General features: G+C 46.9%; 18 protein-coding genes, 1 tRNA gene and 1 pseudogene. 6 read left to right on the top strand and 14 right to left on the bottom strand.

What is annotated here, in order from left to right; all coding sequences use genetic code 11:
• A pseudogene (locus tag ACLQ6D_RS02010) lies at positions 1-220 on the bottom strand (hypothetical protein); the annotation flags it as partial.
• A 213-nt stretch (positions 221-433) separates the two neighbouring features.
• Positions 434-634 carry a 50S ribosomal protein L31 gene (rpmE, locus tag ACLQ6D_RS02015; RefSeq protein ID WP_411725588.1) on the bottom strand — a complete coding sequence of 67 codons (201 nt, stop codon included), beginning with the start codon at positions 632-634 and terminating at the stop codon, positions 434-436.
• A 97-nt stretch (positions 635-731) separates the two neighbouring features.
• Here rpmE and ACLQ6D_RS02020 point away from each other — a divergent pair, with 97 nt between their 5' ends.
• Positions 732-1,499: an exodeoxyribonuclease III gene (locus tag ACLQ6D_RS02020; RefSeq protein ID WP_411725589.1), complete on the top strand. Its 768-nt coding sequence runs from the start codon at positions 732-734 to the stop codon at positions 1,497-1,499.
• A 178-nt stretch (positions 1,500-1,677) separates the two neighbouring features.
• On the opposite strand, the gene ACLQ6D_RS02025 is transcribed toward ACLQ6D_RS02020, so the two are convergent.
• The gene (locus ACLQ6D_RS02025) at positions 1,678-2,907 is read right to left on the bottom strand and encodes an AmpG family muropeptide MFS transporter (protein ID WP_411725590.1); all 1,230 of its coding nucleotides are present in this window, start codon (positions 2,905-2,907) and stop codon (positions 1,678-1,680) included.
• Positions 2,908-3,153: 246 nt separating this feature from the next.
• Positions 3,154-4,464 carry a sodium:proton antiporter NhaD gene (nhaD, locus tag ACLQ6D_RS02030; protein WP_411725604.1) on the bottom strand — a complete coding sequence of 437 codons (1,311 nt, stop codon included), beginning with the start codon at positions 4,462-4,464 and terminating at the stop codon, positions 3,154-3,156.
• A gap of 200 nt (positions 4,465-4,664) precedes the next feature.
• Here nhaD and ACLQ6D_RS02035 point away from each other — a divergent pair, with 200 nt between their 5' ends.
• Complete coding sequence (locus ACLQ6D_RS02035) at positions 4,665-6,317, top strand: nitrite/sulfite reductase (RefSeq protein WP_411725591.1); 1,653 nt, start codon at positions 4,665-4,667, stop codon at positions 6,315-6,317.
• On the top strand, positions 6,304-6,756 hold the full coding sequence (locus ACLQ6D_RS02040) for a DUF934 domain-containing protein (RefSeq protein ID WP_411725592.1): 453 nt from the start codon (positions 6,304-6,306) through the stop codon (positions 6,754-6,756). Before ACLQ6D_RS02035 ends, ACLQ6D_RS02040 begins: the two co-directional genes overlap by 14 nt.
• Before the next feature lie 79 nt (positions 6,757-6,835).
• On the opposite strand, the gene metF is transcribed toward ACLQ6D_RS02040, so the two are convergent.
• The 8 genes from metF to rpsU form a co-directional block, all read right to left on the bottom strand.
• Positions 6,836-7,681 (bottom strand): methylenetetrahydrofolate reductase [NAD(P)H], encoded by an 846-nt coding sequence (gene metF / locus ACLQ6D_RS02045; RefSeq protein ID WP_411725593.1) that lies wholly within the window; start codon positions 7,679-7,681, stop codon positions 6,836-6,838.
• A gap of 96 nt (positions 7,682-7,777) precedes the next feature.
• Positions 7,778-9,070 carry an adenosylhomocysteinase gene (ahcY, locus tag ACLQ6D_RS02050; protein ID WP_411725594.1) on the bottom strand — a complete coding sequence of 431 codons (1,293 nt, stop codon included), beginning with the start codon at positions 9,068-9,070 and terminating at the stop codon, positions 7,778-7,780.
• 22 nt (positions 9,071-9,092) lie between these two features.
• Positions 9,093-10,253, bottom strand: a complete 1,161-nt coding sequence (metK, locus tag ACLQ6D_RS02055) for a methionine adenosyltransferase (protein ID WP_411725595.1) — start codon at positions 10,251-10,253, stop codon at positions 9,093-9,095.
• A 70-nt stretch (positions 10,254-10,323) separates the two neighbouring features.
• Positions 10,324-10,400 (bottom strand) — tRNA-Ile (locus ACLQ6D_RS02060).
• Positions 10,401-10,420: 20 nt separating this feature from the next.
• A complete protein-coding gene (gene rpoD, locus ACLQ6D_RS02065) occupies positions 10,421-12,229 on the bottom strand; it encodes an RNA polymerase sigma factor RpoD (RefSeq protein WP_411725596.1) in 1,809 nt (602 codons plus the stop codon).
• 65 nt (positions 12,230-12,294) lie between these two features.
• A complete protein-coding gene (gene dnaG, locus ACLQ6D_RS02070) occupies positions 12,295-14,049 on the bottom strand; it encodes a DNA primase (RefSeq protein ID WP_411725597.1) in 1,755 nt (584 codons plus the stop codon).
• Between the two features lie 17 nt (positions 14,050-14,066).
• On the bottom strand, positions 14,067-14,519 hold the full coding sequence (locus ACLQ6D_RS02075; RefSeq protein WP_411725598.1) for a GatB/YqeY domain-containing protein: 453 nt from the start codon (positions 14,517-14,519) through the stop codon (positions 14,067-14,069).
• A gap of 9 nt (positions 14,520-14,528) precedes the next feature.
• Positions 14,529-14,762, bottom strand: a complete 234-nt coding sequence (rpsU, locus tag ACLQ6D_RS02080) for a 30S ribosomal protein S21 (protein WP_349021174.1) — start codon at positions 14,760-14,762, stop codon at positions 14,529-14,531.
• A 114-nt stretch (positions 14,763-14,876) separates the two neighbouring features.
• Between rpsU and tsaD the strand changes: the two genes are divergently transcribed.
• Complete coding sequence (gene tsaD, locus ACLQ6D_RS02085) at positions 14,877-15,881, top strand: tRNA (adenosine(37)-N6)-threonylcarbamoyltransferase complex transferase subunit TsaD (RefSeq protein WP_411725599.1); 1,005 nt, start codon at positions 14,877-14,879, stop codon at positions 15,879-15,881.
• Positions 15,882-15,903: 22 nt separating this feature from the next.
• On the opposite strand, the gene plsY is transcribed toward tsaD, so the two are convergent.
• Positions 15,904-16,473 (bottom strand): glycerol-3-phosphate 1-O-acyltransferase PlsY, encoded by a 570-nt coding sequence (gene plsY / locus ACLQ6D_RS02090; RefSeq protein WP_411725600.1) that lies wholly within the window; start codon positions 16,471-16,473, stop codon positions 15,904-15,906.
• A 96-nt stretch (positions 16,474-16,569) separates the two neighbouring features.
• On the opposite strand from plsY, the gene folB reads away from it, so the two are divergent.
• Both folB and folK read left to right on the top strand, forming a co-directional pair.
• The gene (folB, locus tag ACLQ6D_RS02095; protein ID WP_411725601.1) at positions 16,570-16,923 is read left to right on the top strand and encodes a dihydroneopterin aldolase; all 354 of its coding nucleotides are present in this window, start codon (positions 16,570-16,572) and stop codon (positions 16,921-16,923) included.
• Between the two features lies 1 nt (position 16,924).
• Entirely contained in the window at positions 16,925-17,413 is a 489-nt protein-coding gene (folK, locus tag ACLQ6D_RS02100) for a 2-amino-4-hydroxy-6-hydroxymethyldihydropteridine diphosphokinase (protein WP_411725602.1), read from the top strand.
• A gap of 199 nt (positions 17,414-17,612) precedes the next feature.
• Here folK and ACLQ6D_RS02105 read toward each other — a convergent pair whose 3' ends face one another.
• Positions 17,613-18,356 (bottom strand): aldolase, encoded by a 744-nt coding sequence (locus tag ACLQ6D_RS02105; protein ID WP_411725603.1) that lies wholly within the window; start codon positions 18,354-18,356, stop codon positions 17,613-17,615.
• Positions 18,357-18,604 lie beyond the last annotated feature (248 nt).

Raw genomic sequence — 18,604 nt, forward strand, 5'->3', positions numbered from 1 at the left:
TGAAAAATGGCGTACTAAATGCGTATTTCAGCCGAGTATTGCCTATTAGGGGGCTATACCCATTCGAAAAAATTGGCACACACCATTCAGCCGGGGTTTTTGTTATCCGTGCAAAGGTCTCGGTATAACGATGATGGCAATCTTTGCATAAATAGCGCTGCCGCCCATTCACTTGGCCGTCTTTGCAACTCGCCTGCTTCCCGCATTTTGGACAATCCATCGCAACCTCCCGGTGCATGTTAATGATCCAAAACTTATACAGTATCTATATATAATTAGCAATGCCTCTTTAACGACGCCTTAGCCAAAACTAACAGGGAGCTTATCTGTTATTGAAGAACCAGCAAATCACCTGTCTCTATGCGGCAACTTGTATCGGCAACCTTATGACTATTGCATGATGAAACGCCACCAGAAAAAATGCAGGAAAAACTTATTTCCCGTATTTTTTACGGAATTTATCCACGCGACCAGCGGTATCAACAACCCGTTGCTTGCCTGTATAAAAAGGGTGGCAGGCAGAACAAACCTCTATTTGCAAATCCTTGGTGAGTACGGATCCGGTGGTAAAAGTATTGCCACAACCGCAGGTCACAGTAATTTGTTTGTATTGTGGGTGAATTTCTGGTTTCATCGTTATGACCTAAATTATTTACAGGGTAAGTTACTTGCTAGGAATTAACCCAATATAATACGTTTTCCGACATTAAATTGCAACTTCCAATTATCCCATGCGTATCATTACCTTAAATGTAAACGGCATTCGTTCGGCAGAACGCAAGAACTTTTTCCCCTGGATGCAAGCCCAACAACCTGACATCGTATGTCTGCAAGAAACTAAAGCACAAACACACCAACTTGATTCACATGTTTTTTGTCCACAGGGCTATCATTGTTTTTATCATGATGCGGAAAAAAAAGGCTATAGCGGTGTCGCCTTATACAGTAAAAAACAGCCTACAGAAATAATCCAAGGCCTCGGCTGGCCGGACATGGATGCAGAAGGCCGCTTTATTGAAGCGCGGTTCGATAACCTAAGCGTCATCTCGATCTATTTGCCTTCCGGTTCATCCGGGGAAGAACGGCAAACCATTAAGTTCAGCTTTATGGATCGCTTCATGCCTTATCTTAAAAGCTGTGCTGAGAGTGGGCGAAATTATATTATCTGTGGAGACTGGAACATTGCCCACAAAGAAATCGACTTGAAAAACTGGCGAGGCAACTTAAAAAACTCTGGCTTTTTGCCAGAAGAACGTGCTTGGATGGAACAATTGCTAACAAGCGGTAATTGGCTGGATGCCTTCAGGGAGATTAACCAAGAAGGCGACCAATACACTTGGTGGTCAAACTGGGGGCAGGCTTGGGATAAAAACGTCGGTTGGCGGATTGATTACCAGATAATCAGTGCTGCGCTTATAGACAAAATAACCGCAACCAGCATCTATAAAGCCGAACGGTTTTCCGACCATGCGCCGCTTATTGTGGATTATGATTTATAACAAGGCGCTGGAATGACTGGAAGACGCTGAATTTAGAAAACCTAAGGGTCTCTGCACAGTCCTTCGGCAGGCTCTGGACAAACGGCAAGATGTTGGTTTCGTTCGTATTAAGAATTGGTTGATTCCGTTCGTGGTGAGCCTGTCGAACCCCTAACGGAATCAAAAACCCAGGGTTTCCTTAATCTTCCCCATGCCAAGGAGCAACTTTAAACAACAGCAACATCCCTGGAATGGCGATGAAAAAACAAACCAGAAAAAAGAATTTCCACCCCACCCACTCCACCATGTAGCCAGTGGCTGCATTGGCAAAAGTGCGCGGCACAGCGGCAAGGCTTGTGAACAAGGCAAACTGGGTGGCGGTATAAAGCGGATGAGTGGCACGTGCTATGAACGCCACAAAGGCTGACGTACCCAAACCTACGCCTAACGCTTCAACACCAATTACCACCGCCAGCCAAACTGGGCTATGCCCTACCATTGCAAGCCAGGCAAAGCCTAATATGGCAACCATCTGCACCGCGCCGAAAATCCACAAGGCACGATTGATTCCCAACCGGATCATCCAAACTCCGCCCAATAAACCACCGATGACGCTAGGCCACAGCCCAGCATTTTTGGCGATCAGGCCAATCTCGGTTTTGCTGAAACCCATATCCAGATAAAAAGGCGTCGCCAACGCCGTCGCCATGCTATCGCCCAGTTTGTAAAAAAAGATGAAGGCCAATATCAACAGCGCAGGTTTTAAACCACGGCTACGGAATTCTTCAAAAGGCTCAATAACAGCCGCTTTCAGGGTTTTTGGCGCACCTTTAAGTTCCGGCTCGTTGACCAGAAGCGTCATCAGAATACCTGGCAACATGAATAAGGCAGTGATGAGATAGACGCTGCTCCAAGGCAGATGGTCAGCCAGTACCAGGGACAAAGCCCCAGGCACCAAGCCAGCAATTTTGTAGGCATTCACATGGATGGCATTGCCTAGGCCGAGTTCATTATCCAGCAGCAATTCACGGCGATAGGCATCCAACACAATGTCTTGCGACGCGCTAAAAAAAGCCACTATCACGGACAGATAGGCAATCGCCCACAAATCCAACTTGGGATGCAAATAACCATAAGCCGGAATGACCAGCAATAACGCAATTTGGGCAATGATTAACCAACCGCGCCGCCGCCCTAACGGGGGAATAAAGCGGTCAAACAAAGGCGACCAAAGAAATTTCCAGGTGAACGGCAATTGGATTAGCGCGAATAATCCAATAGCCTTCAAGTCTACGCCTTCCGTGCGTAACCAAGCAGGCACCAAGCTTATCAGGATATACAACGGCAAGCCGGAACTAAATCCTGTGAATATGCAAATCAGCATACGCCGGTTGAGTAGTGCCTCGCTGATACTCGTTTTATCTGTCATAGAATGCATCTAAAAGAAACTGCACAAACCTGATTAGCAAAAATAATAAGGAGAAATCGGCAAGTTATAGTCTGGATAGTTTTGATGGAAAAACTATGGTATGGATATATCTCAGGGAAACCCTGATTGAATCAGCTTTTCCCCAAATTAACATAAGAAACATTAGGTCAAACAAGGTCAAAAACAAATTAAAATTAATTTCGACCTTATCTAATAAACAGCTTTACTGACTGAGCTAAATCAACTTTAGCCATTAATCAGGTAATGAACAAAAATGCTGCCCGCATAACCCGCAGCGATTGCCGGGGTCCATTTTAGATGGCTAAAAAATGTATATTTGTGGTCTGATTGGCCCATTAAGGCAACCCCGGCAGCCGAACCGACAGACAACAGCGAACCGCCAACCCCGGCAGTCAATGTCACCAACAACCATTGGTACAAGTCCATATCCAGGTTCATGTTAAGGACGGCGAACATCACCGGAATATTATCAACAATCGCAGAGATCAGACCGACCAGGATGTTTGCCGTCGTTGGGCCGAGCGTGTCATACATCGCACTAGAGAGTAATTCCAGATAACCGATATAGCCTAAACCGCCAACCGCGAACACCACACCAAAGAAGAACAATAAGGTATCCCATTCAGCATGGCGGACTGATTTAAAAATATCAAATCCGCCATTTCCTCCTTCAACTGTATAGGTAATCTTTAACCAGTAGCCATAAAACATCAAGGCTGAAAGGCCAACCATCATCCCCATAAAAGGCGGTAAATGCAGGACTTGCTTAAAACTTACCGCCGTGGCGATGGTAACGAGAAACATCACACAGATAACAATCGCCCCCGGCTTCAATTGCACGGCTGCTTCACTGGAAGCCTTGGGTTGCTCATCGGGAACCGCGAAATACATAACCGCCGCAGGAACCCCATAATTGATAGCCGATGGAATAAATAATTTAAAGAAATCAAAAAACTCGGCGTACTCAGCTTGCCAAACCATCAGCGTAGTGATGTCGCCGAAAGGACAAAAAGCTCCGCCCGCATTTGCCGCCACCACCACATTGACAAAGCCGATGCTGACAAATTTGGCGTTATCCGCGCCAACTGCCAGTACCACCGCACCTACCAGCAAAGCTGCCGTAAGATTATCCGCGACCGAAGACAAAAAGAAGGTGATAATTCCCGTTATCAAAAATACTTGCCGGTAACCGAATTGCTTTCTGACCAGCCAGGAACGCAAGGCTTCAAACACATTACGCTCTGACATGGAATTGATATAGGTCATTGCCACCAGCAAGAACAACATCAATTCGGCATATTCTTTAAGGTTATATTCGAATGCTTTGTGCATGTCCTCCGCTGAAACGCCCGCTTCCTTCGACAAAATGGCCGCATGAGCCCATATGATGCCGCTTGCCAAAATCATTGGCTTGGATTTACGTAAATGGGTGAATTCTTCGGTCATCACAAAGCCATAGGCAATGATAAATATCAATACCGTGTATATGCCCCGTTGCGTTCCCGTCAACCCCAGCGTTTCAAAATCAGCAGACATTGCCATTTCCGGCAACAACAGCATGAATAACAAGACGAATAAAAATCGCACCACAATCCCCTACCTTTGTTCGTTATTATAAAAAATGAAAAATTCAAACCGCAAATAGTATCACTATCCAATTAATTTTGTCATTTTAAGACGCACAGTATATGATTGAAAGTCTTGATGGCTGGCCAAATGGCCTTATAAAACACACTATGTACCAGTACAACGAAATCGACCAAAAACTTGTTGATGAACGGGTAGCGCAATTCAGGCGGCAAACCGAACGGTTTTTGAAAGGCGAATTGAGCGCAGACCAGTTTCGCCCATTGCGCCTAAGAAATGGCCTCTACATCCAAACCCATGCCCCGATGCTACGGATCGCAGGCCCCTATGGCTTGCTGAACTCCAAGCAATTCAGGACGCTGGCGCATATCGCCCGTAAGTATGATAAGGGCTACTGCCATTTTACCACCCGGCAAAACATCCAGTTCAACTGGCCCAAGTTGGAGGAAGTGCCGGACATCCTGGCTGACCTTGCCAGTGTGCAAATGCACGCCATACAAACCAGCGGTAACTGTATGCGCAATACCACTTCAGACCATCTGGCTGGTGTGTGCGTAGACGAAATCGAAGACCCTCGTCCTTACTGCGAAATTATTCGCCAGTGGACCACTCTGCACCCAGAATTCGACTACCTGCCGCGCAAATTCAAAATTGCTGTCAGCGGCGCATTGCATGACCGGGCGGCAACACAGTTGCATGACATTGGTTTGCATCTGGTCAAAAATGAAGCCGGTGTAGTGGGTTTCAGGGTATTGGTAGGAGGCGGCTTGGGTCGCACTCCTATGATCGGCCACGTTATCAGGCCTTATCTGGAAAAGAAACACCTGCTCTCTTATTTGGAAGCCATCGTCAGGATATACAATCTGTACGGGCGTAGGGACAACAAATACAAAGCCCGCATCAAAATTCTGGTCAAGGAAACGGGACTGGAAGAGTTTACTCGGCAGGTCGAGCAAGAATGGCTACAGATTAAAGATAAGCTTGAGCTTGGCGAAGAGCGGATTACCGCCATGAAAGCCCATTTTGCGCCACCCGCGTACGATCCGGGAGCGGCTCTGGATGAAAACCTCGCAAAACACCAACACGACGACCACGCGTTTGCCACTTGGTACAAATACAATACGGCCAATCATAAGGTTCCAGGCTATCGTGCCGTATTTTTGTCGCTAAAAGCGCCTGATGTGCCGCCCGGCGATATGACCGACACCCAGCTCGATGCGGTTGCAGACTTGGCTGACCGCTATAGTTTCAGCCAAATTAGGATAACCCACCGACAAAACCTGGTTTTTGCCGATGTCAAACAAGCGGATTTATTTTCACTTTGGCAACAATTGGCCCAACTGAAACTCGCCACCCCAAACATCGGCACAGTGACCGATATGATTTGCTGTCCCGGCCTTGATTTTTGTTCGCTTGCCAACGCCGGTTCTATCGGTGTCGCCAAAGAAATCAACGAGGCGCTTGATGATATGGATTACATCCACGACATCGGTGACGTAAAAATCAATATGTCCGGCTGCATGAACGGCTGTGCCCACCAAAGCGTCGGCCATATCGGTATATTGGGCGTTGATAAAAAAGGCACGGAATGGTATCAACTGACCTTGGGCGGCTCATCGGAAAATGAAGCCGCAATCGGGGAACGGCTAGGCCCTGCCGTTCCAAAAGACCAGGTTACCCTTGCCATCACCACAATCCTGGATGTTTATGTGAAGCAACGCCTGGACGAGGAGTCTTTCCTGGATATGGTAAAACGTGTTGGAATTGACCCATTTAAAGATAAGGTTTATGCAAATAATTAAAGATAATCAGATAACGAACGATACCTGGGAATATAGGCCTGACGATGCTGAACTCGGCGACGGTGACGTGACAATTTCCTTAGCCAGATTGCAGCAATACGGAAAAGAGCCAAGCAACCGCAAAGGTAAATTAGGTGTCCGAATAGGCCCAGCCGATTCAGTTGAAGGGTTCGCTGATTATCTGCCAAGCTTAGCGCTTATCGAGCTATACTTTCCAGAACTTGCGGACGGACGCTTGTTTTCCCATGCTTGGCTGCTCAGGAACCGTTATAATTACCCAGGCGAAATCAGGGCAACAGGCCACTATTTGCCGGAGCAGGTGTTTTACTTGTCCCGCGTTGGTGTCAACGCGTTTTATCCAGAAAAAACAGAAGACTTGCCTGTGGTACTCGCTAACTTGCACGATTTTTCAGTGAAGTATCAACCGTCTGTTAATTGAGTTCCTTAGTTGTAAGAATTTCCAGCTTTTTCTAATTGTGAAGCAGGGGATTGGGAATGTGCGTGTCAATAAGGCCGACTTAACGCCGCAAATTCTCTAAAATCGACAGCGTAGACGTGGATTGATTCATGGTATAAAAGTGTAGGCTTGGCGCACCGCCATCAAGTAAACGATGACAAAGGTTGCTGACCAAATCTAGGCCGAAAGCCTGTATTGATGCGCGGTCATCGCCAAAACCTTCCAGACGTTTTCGCAGCCAGCGGGGAATGTCGGCGCCGCACATTTCCGAAAACCTAAATAGCTGCGAATATTGGGTAATCGGCATAATGCCGGGAACAATGGGTATCGTTATGCCATTTTTTTCGCACAGATCGACAAAGTAAAAATAAGCTTCGGCATTATAAAAATATTGGGTAATTGCCGCGTTTGCACCGGCTTCAACTTTACGCTTGAAATTTTTGAAGTCCTCTGCTGCGCTGGCTGCTTGGGGATGCACTTCGGGGTAAGCGGCGACATGAATTTGAAAATCATCCCCCGTTTCTTGCCGGATAAATTCGACAAGCTCATTCGCATAACGAAACTCCCCTGCCGACATCATACCGGATGGCAAATCGCCCCGTAAGGCGACAATTTGGGATATGCCATGCTCTTGGTAGCTTTTAAGGATAGCCCGGATATTATCCTTGGTCGAGGCTACACAAGATAAATGGGGAGCTGCTGCTATCCCTTTATTCTGGATATCTATAACAGTATCAAAGGTTTTATCGCGGGTAGAACCACCTGCACCAAAGGTAACGGAGAAAAAGTCCGGATTGAGCGCTGCCAATTTGCTGTACACTACCTGTAAACTGGCAGTGCCTTCTTCAGTCTTCGGAGGATAAAATTCGAAGCTAAAGGGTTGCGGGTGTTTTTTTTGTGATTGCATTAGTATTTGTAAGGCTGGGTTAGCGTAGCCTAACCCAGCAATAATGCCGCAATAATTGGGTTACGCTACTCTAACCTACAATTTTGTGAGTGTTAATCAATAACGGTAATGTTCCGCTTTGAAGGGACCATCAACAGGCACATTAATATATTTTGCCTGTTCATCGGTGAGGACGGTCAACTTCACGCCTAATTGAGCGAGATGCGATCTTGCCACTTTTTCATCTAGTTTTTTCGGCAAAATATAGACTTTATTCTCGTAACTGACGGCATTTTGCCACAGCTCCATTTGTGCTAACACCTGGTTGCAGAAGGAATTGGACATGACAAAACTAGGATGTCCTGTTCCGCAGCCCAGATTAACCAAGCGACCTTCTGCAAGAACAATCAGGCGTTTGCCGTCAGGGAAAATAACATGATCAACCTGAGGTTTAATATTTTCCCATGTGTATTGACGCAAAGATGAAATCTCAATTTCAGAGTCAAAGTGACCAATATTACAAACGATTGCCTGGTTTCTCATGGCAACCAGATGCTTATGGGTAATCACATTGAAATTGCCGGTTGCGCTAACAAAAATATTCGCAATAGGCGCGGCTTCTTCCATGGTAACCACGCGGTAACCTTCCATCGCAGCTTGTAAGGCGCAGATTGGATCGATTTCTGTAATCCAAACGGTAGCACCGAGGCCACGCAAGGATTGGGCACAACCTTTACCGACATCCCCATAACCGCAAACCACGGCGATTTTTCCGGCTATCATGACATCAGTAGCACGCTTAATACCATCGACCAAGGACTCACGACAACCATACAGATTATCGAATTTTGATTTGGTCACTGAATCATTGACGTTAAAGGCGGGTACTTTCAATGTCCCTTTAGCCACCATATCGTATAAACGCAACACGCCCGTGGTGGTTTCTTCGGACAAGCCCTTAACATCTGCCATTAATTCCGGAAATTTTTGGTGCATCATCAAGGTCAGATCGCCGCCATCATCCAGGATCATATTTGGCCGCCAGCCATTTGACCCGAGGATAGTCTGTTCAATACACCAGTCGGCTTCCGCTTCAGTCTCGCCTTTCCAGGCAAAAACAGGTACGCCCGCCGCAGCAATCGCCGCCGCAGCATGATCTTGCGTAGAAAAAATATTACAGGACGACCAGCGCACTTCAGCACCTAACGCGGTCAACGTCTCAATAAGTACCGCCGTCTGTATGGTCATGTGCAGGCAACCAGCAATTCGGGCATCCTTAAGAGGTTTTTTATCACCAAATTCCTTCCGCAAGGCCATCAAACCCGGCATTTCGGTCTCGGCGATATTAATTTCTTTACGTCCCCATTCGGCAAGGGCAATGTCCGCAATTTTGTAATCTTGTTGGCTCATTAGTGATCCTGGTGTCGTTGAATTAAAGGCCTGCTGCATCTTTTAACACCTCGCTTTTGTCAGTTTTTTCCCAGCTAAAGGACTCTTCTGTCCGGCCAAAATGACCGTAAGCCGCTGTGATTTGATAAATAGGCTTCAGCAAGTCCAGCATGGCTATCAAACCTTTGGGCCTGAGATCAAAATGTTCCTTGATAATTTGCACTAATCTATCCTCGGTAAGTTTCCCCGTACCAAATGTCTCAACACTGATTGAGGTCGGTTCCGCGACGCCAATGGCATAGGACACCTGAATTTCGCAGCGCTCTGCCAAGCCTGCTGCGACGATGTTTTTTGCCACGTAGCGTGCCATATAGGCCGCTGAACGGTCAACTTTTGATGGGTCTTTACCGGAAAACGCACCGCCGCCATGTCTTGCCATGCCGCCATAGGTGTCAACGATAATTTTACGGCCCGTCAATCCGCAATCGCCAACCGGCCCGCCAATAATGAATTGGCCGGTGGGATTAATGAAATATTTCGTGTCTTTATGCAGCCACTCTTTGGGCAGGACAGGCAAAATGATTTCATCCATCACTGCCTCATGAATAGCTTTGGCACTGATTTCAGGCGAATGCTGGGTAGATAACACCACGGCATCAATGGCTATGGGTTTATTGTTTTCGTAGCGAAATGTTATTTGGCTCTTCGCATCAGGACGTAACCAAGGTAACGTCTTGTTTTTACGGACTTCGGCTTGGCGTTTGACCAAAAGATGCGAATAGGTAATAGGTGCAGGCATCAAGACATCAGTTTCATTGCTCGCGTAACCGAACATCAAGCCTTGATCGCCAGCGCCTTGCTCATGATCTTCCGCTTCATCTACGCCCATGGCGATATCGGCTGATTGTTTCCCTATTGCATTTAATACCGCGCAGCTTTGACCATCAAAACCTATATCACCATGGTCATAACCGATATCACATACGACTTTTCTAACCAAGGCTTCGGTATCAACCCAAGCATCTGTCGTGATTTCGCCTGCCAAAATCACCATTCCCGTTTTAACTAATGTCTCACAGGCCACGCGGGAACGAGGATCTTGCGCCAGCAAGGCATCAAGCACCGCATCAGAAATCTGGTCGGCAACCTTGTCAGGATGTCCTTCTGAAACGGATTCTGATGTAAATATGAAGTTATTGCTCACAATACTACCTCAATTAAAGTTGAAACCTAGATAACCAAAAGGCTGCATAGGCAGCCTATTTGTGTGTTAATGGTGGGCCCTGTAGGACTTGAACCTACGACCTGCCGATTATGAGTCGGATGCTCTAACCAACTGAGCTAAGGGCCCTGCGTGTATCAAAAAGCGATTTATTCGCCATCCAAGAAGCACCTTAATTGCTCCGATCTGGACGGATGCCGCAGCTTCCTTAAGGCTTTCGCCTCAATTTGACGGATACGCTCACGCGTCACATCAAACTGTTTGCCCACTTCTTCCAGGGTATGGTCGGTATTCATATTAATACCAAAACGCATGCGAAGAACTTTGGCCTCCCTTGCCGTTAAACCTGCCAATACATTCTGGGTCGATTCGCGTAAACCCGCAATTGTTGCCGCTTCAATTGGAGACAGGACTCTTGCATCTTCTATAAAATCACCTAAATGCGAATCTTCATCATCGCCAATCGGCGTTTCCATGGAGATAGGTTCTTTGGCGATTTTCAATACCTTACGGACTTTGTCTTCAGGCATTTCCATACGCACTGCCAGTTCTTCCGGAGTCGCTTCGCGACCCAATTCCTGAAGAATCTGCCTTGAAATCCGGTTCAGTTTGTTGATTGTTTCAATCATATGCACCGGAATTCGGATAGTCCTGGCTTGATCGGCTATGGAACGGGTAATGGCTTGCCTGATCCACCACGTTGCATAAGTTGAAAACTTATAACCGCGCCGATATTCAAATTTATCAACCGCTTTCATAAGGCCGATATTGCCTTCCTGAATCAAATCAAGAAACTGCAAGCCACGGTTGGTATATTTTTTCGCAATGGATATGACCAAACGCAAATTAGCTTCGATCATTTCCTTTTTGGCGCGCCTCGCCTTTGCCTCACCAATCGAAATACGGCGATTAATGTCCTTTAAATCGCCAATTGTTAATCCATACTGGGCTTCAATATCAGCCAATGCTTTTTGGGCTTTACGTATGTCTTTCTCATGTCCTTTCACAACAGCCGAATACGGATTATTTTCATCCAAATATTGGGCCAGCCATTCTGTGCGGGTTTCATTATCTGCATAAGCAGCAATAAAATCCTGGCGGGACATTTTTGCTTTTTTTACAAAAATGTCATGTATCAACCTTTCATGTGCCCGAACGGAAGCCACTCCATCTGGAATAATGGCTGAAAGCTTTTTCAGGTATTGTGGTGTCCATTTAAATTCTATGAACAAGCCCGCCAGTATTTCAAAAGCTTCTTCTGTCTGTTTGCTAGCATAACCGTATTTACTGATGGCGCCTGACACTACTTTCAGTTGCTCCCTGAGTTGGTCAATTTTTTCTTTGACTTCCCCGTGATTGAGACCTTTTAAATCTTCTTCCGGGCTAGCAACTTCGACCACCTCATTAGCCGGTGGGCTAACTAATAAATCATCAGGTTCACTCAAGTCGGCAAATCCCGAAATCATATCTGTCAATCTAACACCACTTTCTTCCTCAGAAATGGAATCGAATGACTGCAAAACATCTTCAACAACCACACAAGAACGGGAAATTGCCTTCACCAGCTGGTGATTGCCTTCTTCAATGCGTTTGGCAATCTTTAATTCGTCCGTCCGGGTCAATAGCTCAACCGAACCCATTTCACGCATATACATCCGCACCGGATCGGTCGTCCGGCCAAACTCGCTATCGACAGAAGCTAGAGCGGCGACCTCTTCTGCATCCTCATCGTCAGTCGTAACAGCGGCTGAATCGGTAATCAGCGAATCATCATCAGGCGCAGCTTCGTACACCTGAATTCCCATATCATTGATAATGCCAATGAAATCTTCGATTTGCTCCGGATCGGCAATATCACTGGGCAGATGGTCATTCACCTCGGCATAAGTCAGGTATCCCTGTGCTTTGCCTTTGGCTATCAACTGTCTAAGTTGGGACTGCTGCTGCTCTTGATTCATACTTTACCCACGTTATTTAAGTTACAATCTACCGAGACTAACAGTAAATTATACTATAAATATTGTTAAAAAGCACCGCTTCGTTTAAGGGCCAATAGCTTTCTAAACAACTCTTTTTCGGAAGGGTCTAATGCTGTTATACCTTTTGCTGACAATCTGTCAAAGCTAACAGAGTTAGCTCGCGCAAGCAATTTATCCAAGCCCTCAATGAATTCAGTTTCTACACCTTCTGTATTGACACTTTGATCCGAAGCAGACAGTTTCACTATCGCTAGATTTTTGAGTATTTTTTCATGTGGATGATTCCGAAACTGCTCCAATAATACTGCGGTATTGATCGGTTTTTTTTCCAAAACGACCGCAAGTATCTCTTTGAACAACTGAATACCAGGAAATTCCAGGCCATCCCAAATAATTTCCCTTTGTTCCACCTTATCAATAAGACCTGGATGCTGTACCAATAAGGCGATGACCAACCGTGGCAACGATAGCAAGCCACTCCCGTGCCTTCTATTGCTTATTGATTTGAGGTTAAGTCTAGCCGAGTTCCCTGAAACATCCAGCACATCCGATCGGGTTAACTCTTTAAGCCTGGCAAACATCATATCCCGGAATACACCCTGAGGCAGTTTCTCCAAATAAGGTTTTGCCTTATTTATCAATTGTGAGCAGCCTTCCAACTCGGCTAGGTTAAGCCCACCTGATAAAGCGCCAAAAAAATAATCTGATAACGGCTGGGATTGCTGCACGCGCTCGGCAAATTTATCAGCCCCTTCTTCACGAACCAACGAATCAGGATCATGGTGTTGCGGCAGCAACATAATGCGAATTTGCCGACCGTCTTTGAGTGAGCTAAAAGCTGGCTCCATTGCACGCCAAGCGGCATCACGTCCGGCGTTATCGCCATCAAAACAAAACACCAGTTCGGATGAAAAACGAAACAATAAATCGAGATGGGCTTGCGATGTCGCAGTCCCCAAAGTTGCCACCGCATAATGAATTCCACACCCCGCCAAGGCAATGACGTCCATATAGCCTTCAACGATGAGAATTCTTTTGGGCTTCGCGTCTTTACGCAACAACTCGAAGAGGCCATACACCTCCTTGCCTTTATGAAAGACTGGCGTTTCCGGTGAGTTCAGGTATTTGGGCAATGAATCATCCAGGACTCGCCCTCCAAACCCCACAATCCGGCCACGCTTATCCCTGATAGGGTACATGACACGCCCCCGAAAGCGGTCATAAACCTTGCCGTCTTTATTGATCGACATACCCGCTTGAATTAGCTGGTTTTGGTCAAACCGATCCGCTAAAGCCTGCCATTCATCGGGCGCATAACCGAGCATAAACGCCTGTGCAATTTCATCGCTGACACCTCTGGATTTTACATAGCTGACGGCTCTTTCCCCGGCCTCATCAGTTCTAAGACACTTTACATAAAAAGCCGCCACCTGCTCCAGAAGCTGGTAATGGTCACTGACACTTTCCTTTTTTGGCGTGGACACTTGAAAATCAGTTGTTTCCCTGGGTACGTCAACGCCTACAAAAGTGGCGAGATCTTCGACGGCTTCGACGAAATCCAGATGATTAAAGTCCATCAGAAAACCAATCGCATTGCCGCTTGCACCGCAGCCAAAACAATGGAAAAACTGTTTATTTCGGTTAACTGAAAAACTAGGAGTTTTTTCGGAATGGAACGGACACCGGGCGACAAAATTTGCGCCGGTTTTTTTTAGAGGGACGTGTGCGTCGATTAAATCGACAATATCAACCCGAGTTAAGAGGTCATCGATAAAATACCGGGGGATTCTACCGGACATCGCCAGAGCCGGAAAGTTTAGTTGGACAGCGCAACCTTGATTTTGGCGCTGACGACTGACATATCGGCGCGTCCTTGCATTTTTCCTTTGAGCAACCCCATCACCTTGCCCATGTCCTTAACCGATTCGGCGCCCGATTCGGCAACGGCCGCATTTACCATGCCATCAATTTCTTCTTCGCTAAGGGCTTGGGGGAGAAAATCCTGGATCACCAGAACTTCCGCCTCTTCAATAGCGACTAAGTCAGTTCTGCCAGCATCGGCAAATTGCCTAATGGATTCACGGCGTTGCTTTAACATCTTGTCAAGAACCTGGAGAGCACGCCCGCCATCCACTATTATGCGCTCGTCAACCTCAACCTGCTTGATGGCAGCGAGAATCAACCGGATGACTGCCAGCCTGGATTTATCGCCTCCTTTCATTGAGGCCTTCATATCGTCCTTGATACGGTCTGTTAACAACCCTGACATAACTGTGCTTTAGAGTGCGGGACGTCCACGACGCAAGTTTTTGAGTGCATAGCGCTCGCGTGCCAGTTTCTTCAAATGGCGTTTAACCGCAGCCGCGCCTTTACGTTTGCGCTCTGATGTGGGTTTTTCATAGAATTCGCGGCGTCGTACTTCTGCCAACACACCAGCCTTTTCACAAGCACGTTTGAATCGGCGAATAGCAATATCGAAGGGTTCATTTTCTTTAAGTTTGACTGAAGGCATATTTTCCTAATTATGTTAGTATCTGGACAAAAGGCTCAAGCGCGGACAACTTTAGCCGACGCAATAAAAAGAACCGCAAATTATAACCTTACTTTTATTTTTTTCAAAAACTCAATGACTATTTTAGGGATAGAAACCTCTTGCGATGAGACTGGCGTTGCCATTTACCACTCCGAACGCGGCCTAATCAGCCACTTTCTCTACAGTCAAGTCGATATGCACAACGAATACGGCGGCGTGGTGCCGGAACTGGCATCACGCGACCATATTCGAAAACTAGTGCCGCTTATCAAACAAACCCTGCAAGAAAGCTACCTGCAAAAAAACGACATTAACGGGATTGCTTACACCGCAGGCCCTGGGCTGATGGGCGCTTTGCTGGTCGGCGCGGCCACCGCGAGAAGCCTGGCTTGGGCTTGGCGAATTCCTGCCATAGCAATACACCACATGGAAGGCCATCTACTCGCGCCCATGTTAGAAGAAAACCCACCGGAATTTCCCTTTGTCGCGTTATTGATTTCCGGTGGCCACACCTTGCTGGTGCAAGTCGAAGGCATTGGCCGCTATCAGTTATTGGGCGAATCACTGGATGATGCCGCCGGTGAAGCCTTCGACAAGACGGCCAAACTGTTGGGCTTAAGCTATCCAGGCGGAGCCAAATTAGCTGAACTTGCCGAGCAGGGCAGACCGACCTTTAAATTCCCCCGCCCAATGACCGACAGGCCAGGGCTGGATTTCAGCTTTAGCGGACTAAAAACTTTTACACTCAATACCTTCAACAATAGCCAAAAAACCGACCAGGATAAAGCCAACATCGCTGCCGCTTTTCAACAAGCCGTTGCCGAAACACTGAGCATCAAATGCAAACGCGCTATCCAGCAAACTGGAATTAAACGGCTGGTGGTAGCTGGAGGTGTTAGCGCCAACAAACAGATTCGCGCTTCTTTACGCGAAATGGCCGAGCAGGAAAACAGCAAAATTTATTTCCCCAGGCCCGAATTTTGCACCGACAACGGCGCCATGATTGCCTACGCAGGCTGTCAGCGCTTGCTAAGAAGGGAGCAACAAGGCCTGGAAATATTAGCCAGACCACGTTGGCCGATCAACGAATTACTTTAAATCCAGGAACTACGACCACAACTTACTCTTCCCTAGCCAACAAACGTTGTATATTGCCCCTATGCCGAACCAACAAAAACACCATCATCACCAAAGCCGCACAAACAATAACCTTATCACCCAAAATAAACCAAGCGTAAACCGGTGACAAAACCGAAGCAGTCAACGCAGATAACGATGAAATCTTGCGTAGCTTGTAGACCAAAAGCCAAGTGCCGATAACCGCTAACCCCAACAACCAGGAAAAACCCAGCAAAACCCCTAAAGAAGTGGCAACACCTTTACCGCCCTTAAAGCCAAAAAATACCGGATAAAGATGCCCGAAGAATGCAGCCAAGCCAATTAACGCTTGTAGCAAGGGTGGCATTCCCAAAAAATTGGCCAGATAAACAGGCAGAAAACCTTTTAATAAATCCCCCAACAAGGTTATTCCTGCGGCTTTTTTACCGCCGATACGCATTACATTGGTCGCGCCTGGATTGCCTGAACCCTGCTCGCGGGGATCAGCCAAACCCATCATGCGGCAAATAATAATGGCGCATGATACTGATCCCAATAAATAAGCCGCAGGAATTAACAACCATTCAATCATCGTATACCTTCACTATCCAAAACTTGTATCAACGGCGCATATCCCGGATACTTACCGCTTTATTAAAAAAGTGGCACATCATAACCGGAAAATGCTATGGACATTATATTTTTAGGTGGCCTCGAAATCGAGACCATTATTGGTATCTATGACTGGGAAAGGCAAACCAAACAAACCGTAATACTGGATATAGAAATGGCTTATGACATCCAAAAAGCCGCAGAAACCGATGATATTCAACATACCCTGGATTATAAGGCGGTATCCAAACACATCATCGCCTTTGTAGAAGGCAGCAGTTTTTTTCTGGTGGAAAAACTGACGGTGGAAATAGCCAATATTATCCGTAACGAATTCAATGTGCCCTGGGTAAAAATCACCTTGAACAAAAAAGGGGCAATCCGAGGCGCCAGCGATGTCGGGATCGTCATCGAACGAGGCGAAAAATAACATGCCAACCGGGTATATCAGCATAGGCAGCAACATTGACAAAGACAAGCACATCCCTGCCAGTTTAAAGGCGCTTACCGAGCGCTTTGGGCAGCTAACCCTGTCAAGTATTTATGAATCTGAACCTATCGGCTTTTCCGGCGACCCGTTTTATAACCTGATCGCAGGGTTCGACTCTAACCTGGACATTAAAGAAATAATCCAGCAATTACGGCAAATTGAACTGGACAATGGCCGTAACCGTGACTGTAAAAAATTTTCCGCCCGAACGCTTGATCTCGATTTGGTGCTCTATGGCGACCTTATCATCAACGATGGCCGCATCCAGATACCCCGCGACGAAATAGAACGCTATGCGTTCGTGCTGGAACCGTTGGCAGAAATTGCCGGAGACTTACAGCATCCTGTCAGCCACATCCGTTATGCGGATTTATGGGAAAAATTTGACAAATCCAACCTGAAACAACATCGTGTTACGACTGATGGGTAACAGTAGGTAGGGCGAATTAGACGCGCAAAATTGTTCAATCTATAGAAAAATAAGATTTTCCGCGCGTCGTAATCCGCCGTCTAGCAAGATGCCACATTCGGTGGTTTACGCCGCGCAGAAACATCGATAGTTGCTATGGCTCAGTAGATTTGCCGACTAACCCTCCCTACAAGTCACCCGCCGTACGGACGTGTCTCAATCACCGTCGGTAATGTCCACCTGCATTATCAAGAAGACGCTTCTGCGCTTCAAAATGGCGTTCGATATATCCAAGCTCAAAGCGTTCATGGCGTGTCTGGGTTGCAACTCTTTCAATCATTTCGGGAGCAAGCAGGGTCAAAGGCCGACCGGTACTCATGGCTAGAATTTGAATTTGGGCAACCCGCTCGACGAAGTAAAGGTCGTCGAAGGCCTGCGCTACTGTCGGTGCGGCTGTGATAATTCCATGATTGCCCAAAAATAGCACGTCGGCCTCGCCCAGTATCTTTGTCATCCGTTCTCCCACCGAGTCCGACAAAGCCACCCCGTCGTAATCGGTGTCATAGGCAACCCGGCCATAAAAGCGGCAAGCGGTTTGGAGCGCCCATTCAAGACGGCCACCGGCAATCATGGTCAGCGCTGTCGCGTTAGGCTGGTGGGTATGCAGCAAGACTTTGGCACGAGGAACGAGCCGATGGATCGGGGCATGGATATGGTGCGCTGATGGTGAGGGTGCGCCGTCGCCACTAACAACTTTGCCGTTGAAATCGCAGACAATCAGGTTTGAAGCCGTAATTTCCGAGAAATGCAGGCCGAATGGGTTTACCAGGAAATGCCGGTTGTCGGGCAATACGGCGGAGAAGTGATTGGCAATCGCCTCGTGCAAATTGTTAGCCACCACCAGATGAAAGGCCGCAGCCAGATCCACGCGAAGGTTCCATTCGGCCTCATTCATGTTCAGCATGAGACTAAGACTAAGCGGAGTTTAGTGGTTACAGACTTATGCATGATTTGAAAATTGATTTGAGATGAAAGAATTTTATTGTGTTTTCACAATGTGTCAATTAGTGCCGTGTGATTGGTAAAGTTATTACGGCATAGAATGGATAAAGCACGTAGGGCGGATTAGACGCGCAAGCCATTCATGTTTCAGATAGGTAAGGACTTTCCGCGCGTCGTAATCCGCCATTTCGACGGACACCGCAGTTGGCG

Source organism: Methyloglobulus sp. (assembly GCF_046714055.1).
Taxonomy (GTDB): Bacteria; Pseudomonadota; Gammaproteobacteria; order Methylococcales; family Methylomonadaceae; genus Methyloglobulus.

What these genes read in the sequence shown, in the direction of transcription:
- rpmE (WP_411725588.1), bottom strand. Translation starts at nt 634, where the DNA reads ATGAAACCAGAAATTCACCCACAATACAAACAAATTACTGTGACCTGC.
- ACLQ6D_RS02020 (WP_411725589.1), top strand. Translation starts at nt 732, where the DNA reads ATGCGTATCATTACCTTAAATGTAAACGGCATTCGTTCGGCAGAACGC.
- ACLQ6D_RS02025 (WP_411725590.1), bottom strand. Translation starts at nt 2,907, where the DNA reads ATGACAGATAAAACGAGTATCAGCGAGGCACTACTCAACCGGCGTATG.
- nhaD (WP_411725604.1), bottom strand. Translation starts at nt 4,464, where the DNA reads ATGTCTGCTGATTTTGAAACGCTGGGGTTGACGGGAACGCAACGGGGC.
- ACLQ6D_RS02035 (WP_411725591.1), top strand. Translation starts at nt 4,665, where the DNA reads ATGTACCAGTACAACGAAATCGACCAAAAACTTGTTGATGAACGGGTA.
- ACLQ6D_RS02040 (WP_411725592.1), top strand. Translation starts at nt 6,304, where the DNA reads ATGCAAATAATTAAAGATAATCAGATAACGAACGATACCTGGGAATAT.
- metF (WP_411725593.1), bottom strand. Translation starts at nt 7,681, where the DNA reads ATGCAATCACAAAAAAAACACCCGCAACCCTTTAGCTTCGAATTTTAT.
- ahcY (WP_411725594.1), bottom strand. Translation starts at nt 9,070, where the DNA reads ATGAGCCAACAAGATTACAAAATTGCGGACATTGCCCTTGCCGAATGG.
- rpoD (WP_411725596.1), bottom strand. Translation starts at nt 12,229, where the DNA reads ATGAATCAAGAGCAGCAGCAGTCCCAACTTAGACAGTTGATAGCCAAA.
- dnaG (WP_411725597.1), bottom strand. Translation starts at nt 14,049, where the DNA reads ATGTCCGGTAGAATCCCCCGGTATTTTATCGATGACCTCTTAACTCGG.
- ACLQ6D_RS02075 (WP_411725598.1), bottom strand. Translation starts at nt 14,519, where the DNA reads ATGTCAGGGTTGTTAACAGACCGTATCAAGGACGATATGAAGGCCTCA.
- rpsU (WP_349021174.1), bottom strand. Translation starts at nt 14,762, where the DNA reads ATGCCTTCAGTCAAACTTAAAGAAAATGAACCCTTCGATATTGCTATT.
- tsaD (WP_411725599.1), top strand. Translation starts at nt 14,877, where the DNA reads ATGACTATTTTAGGGATAGAAACCTCTTGCGATGAGACTGGCGTTGCC.
- plsY (WP_411725600.1), bottom strand. Translation starts at nt 16,473, where the DNA reads ATGATTGAATGGTTGTTAATTCCTGCGGCTTATTTATTGGGATCAGTA.
- folB (WP_411725601.1), top strand. Translation starts at nt 16,570, where the DNA reads ATGGACATTATATTTTTAGGTGGCCTCGAAATCGAGACCATTATTGGT.
- folK (WP_411725602.1), top strand. Translation starts at nt 16,925, where the DNA reads ATGCCAACCGGGTATATCAGCATAGGCAGCAACATTGACAAAGACAAG.
- ACLQ6D_RS02105 (WP_411725603.1), bottom strand. Translation starts at nt 18,356, where the DNA reads ATGCTGAACATGAATGAGGCCGAATGGAACCTTCGCGTGGATCTGGCT.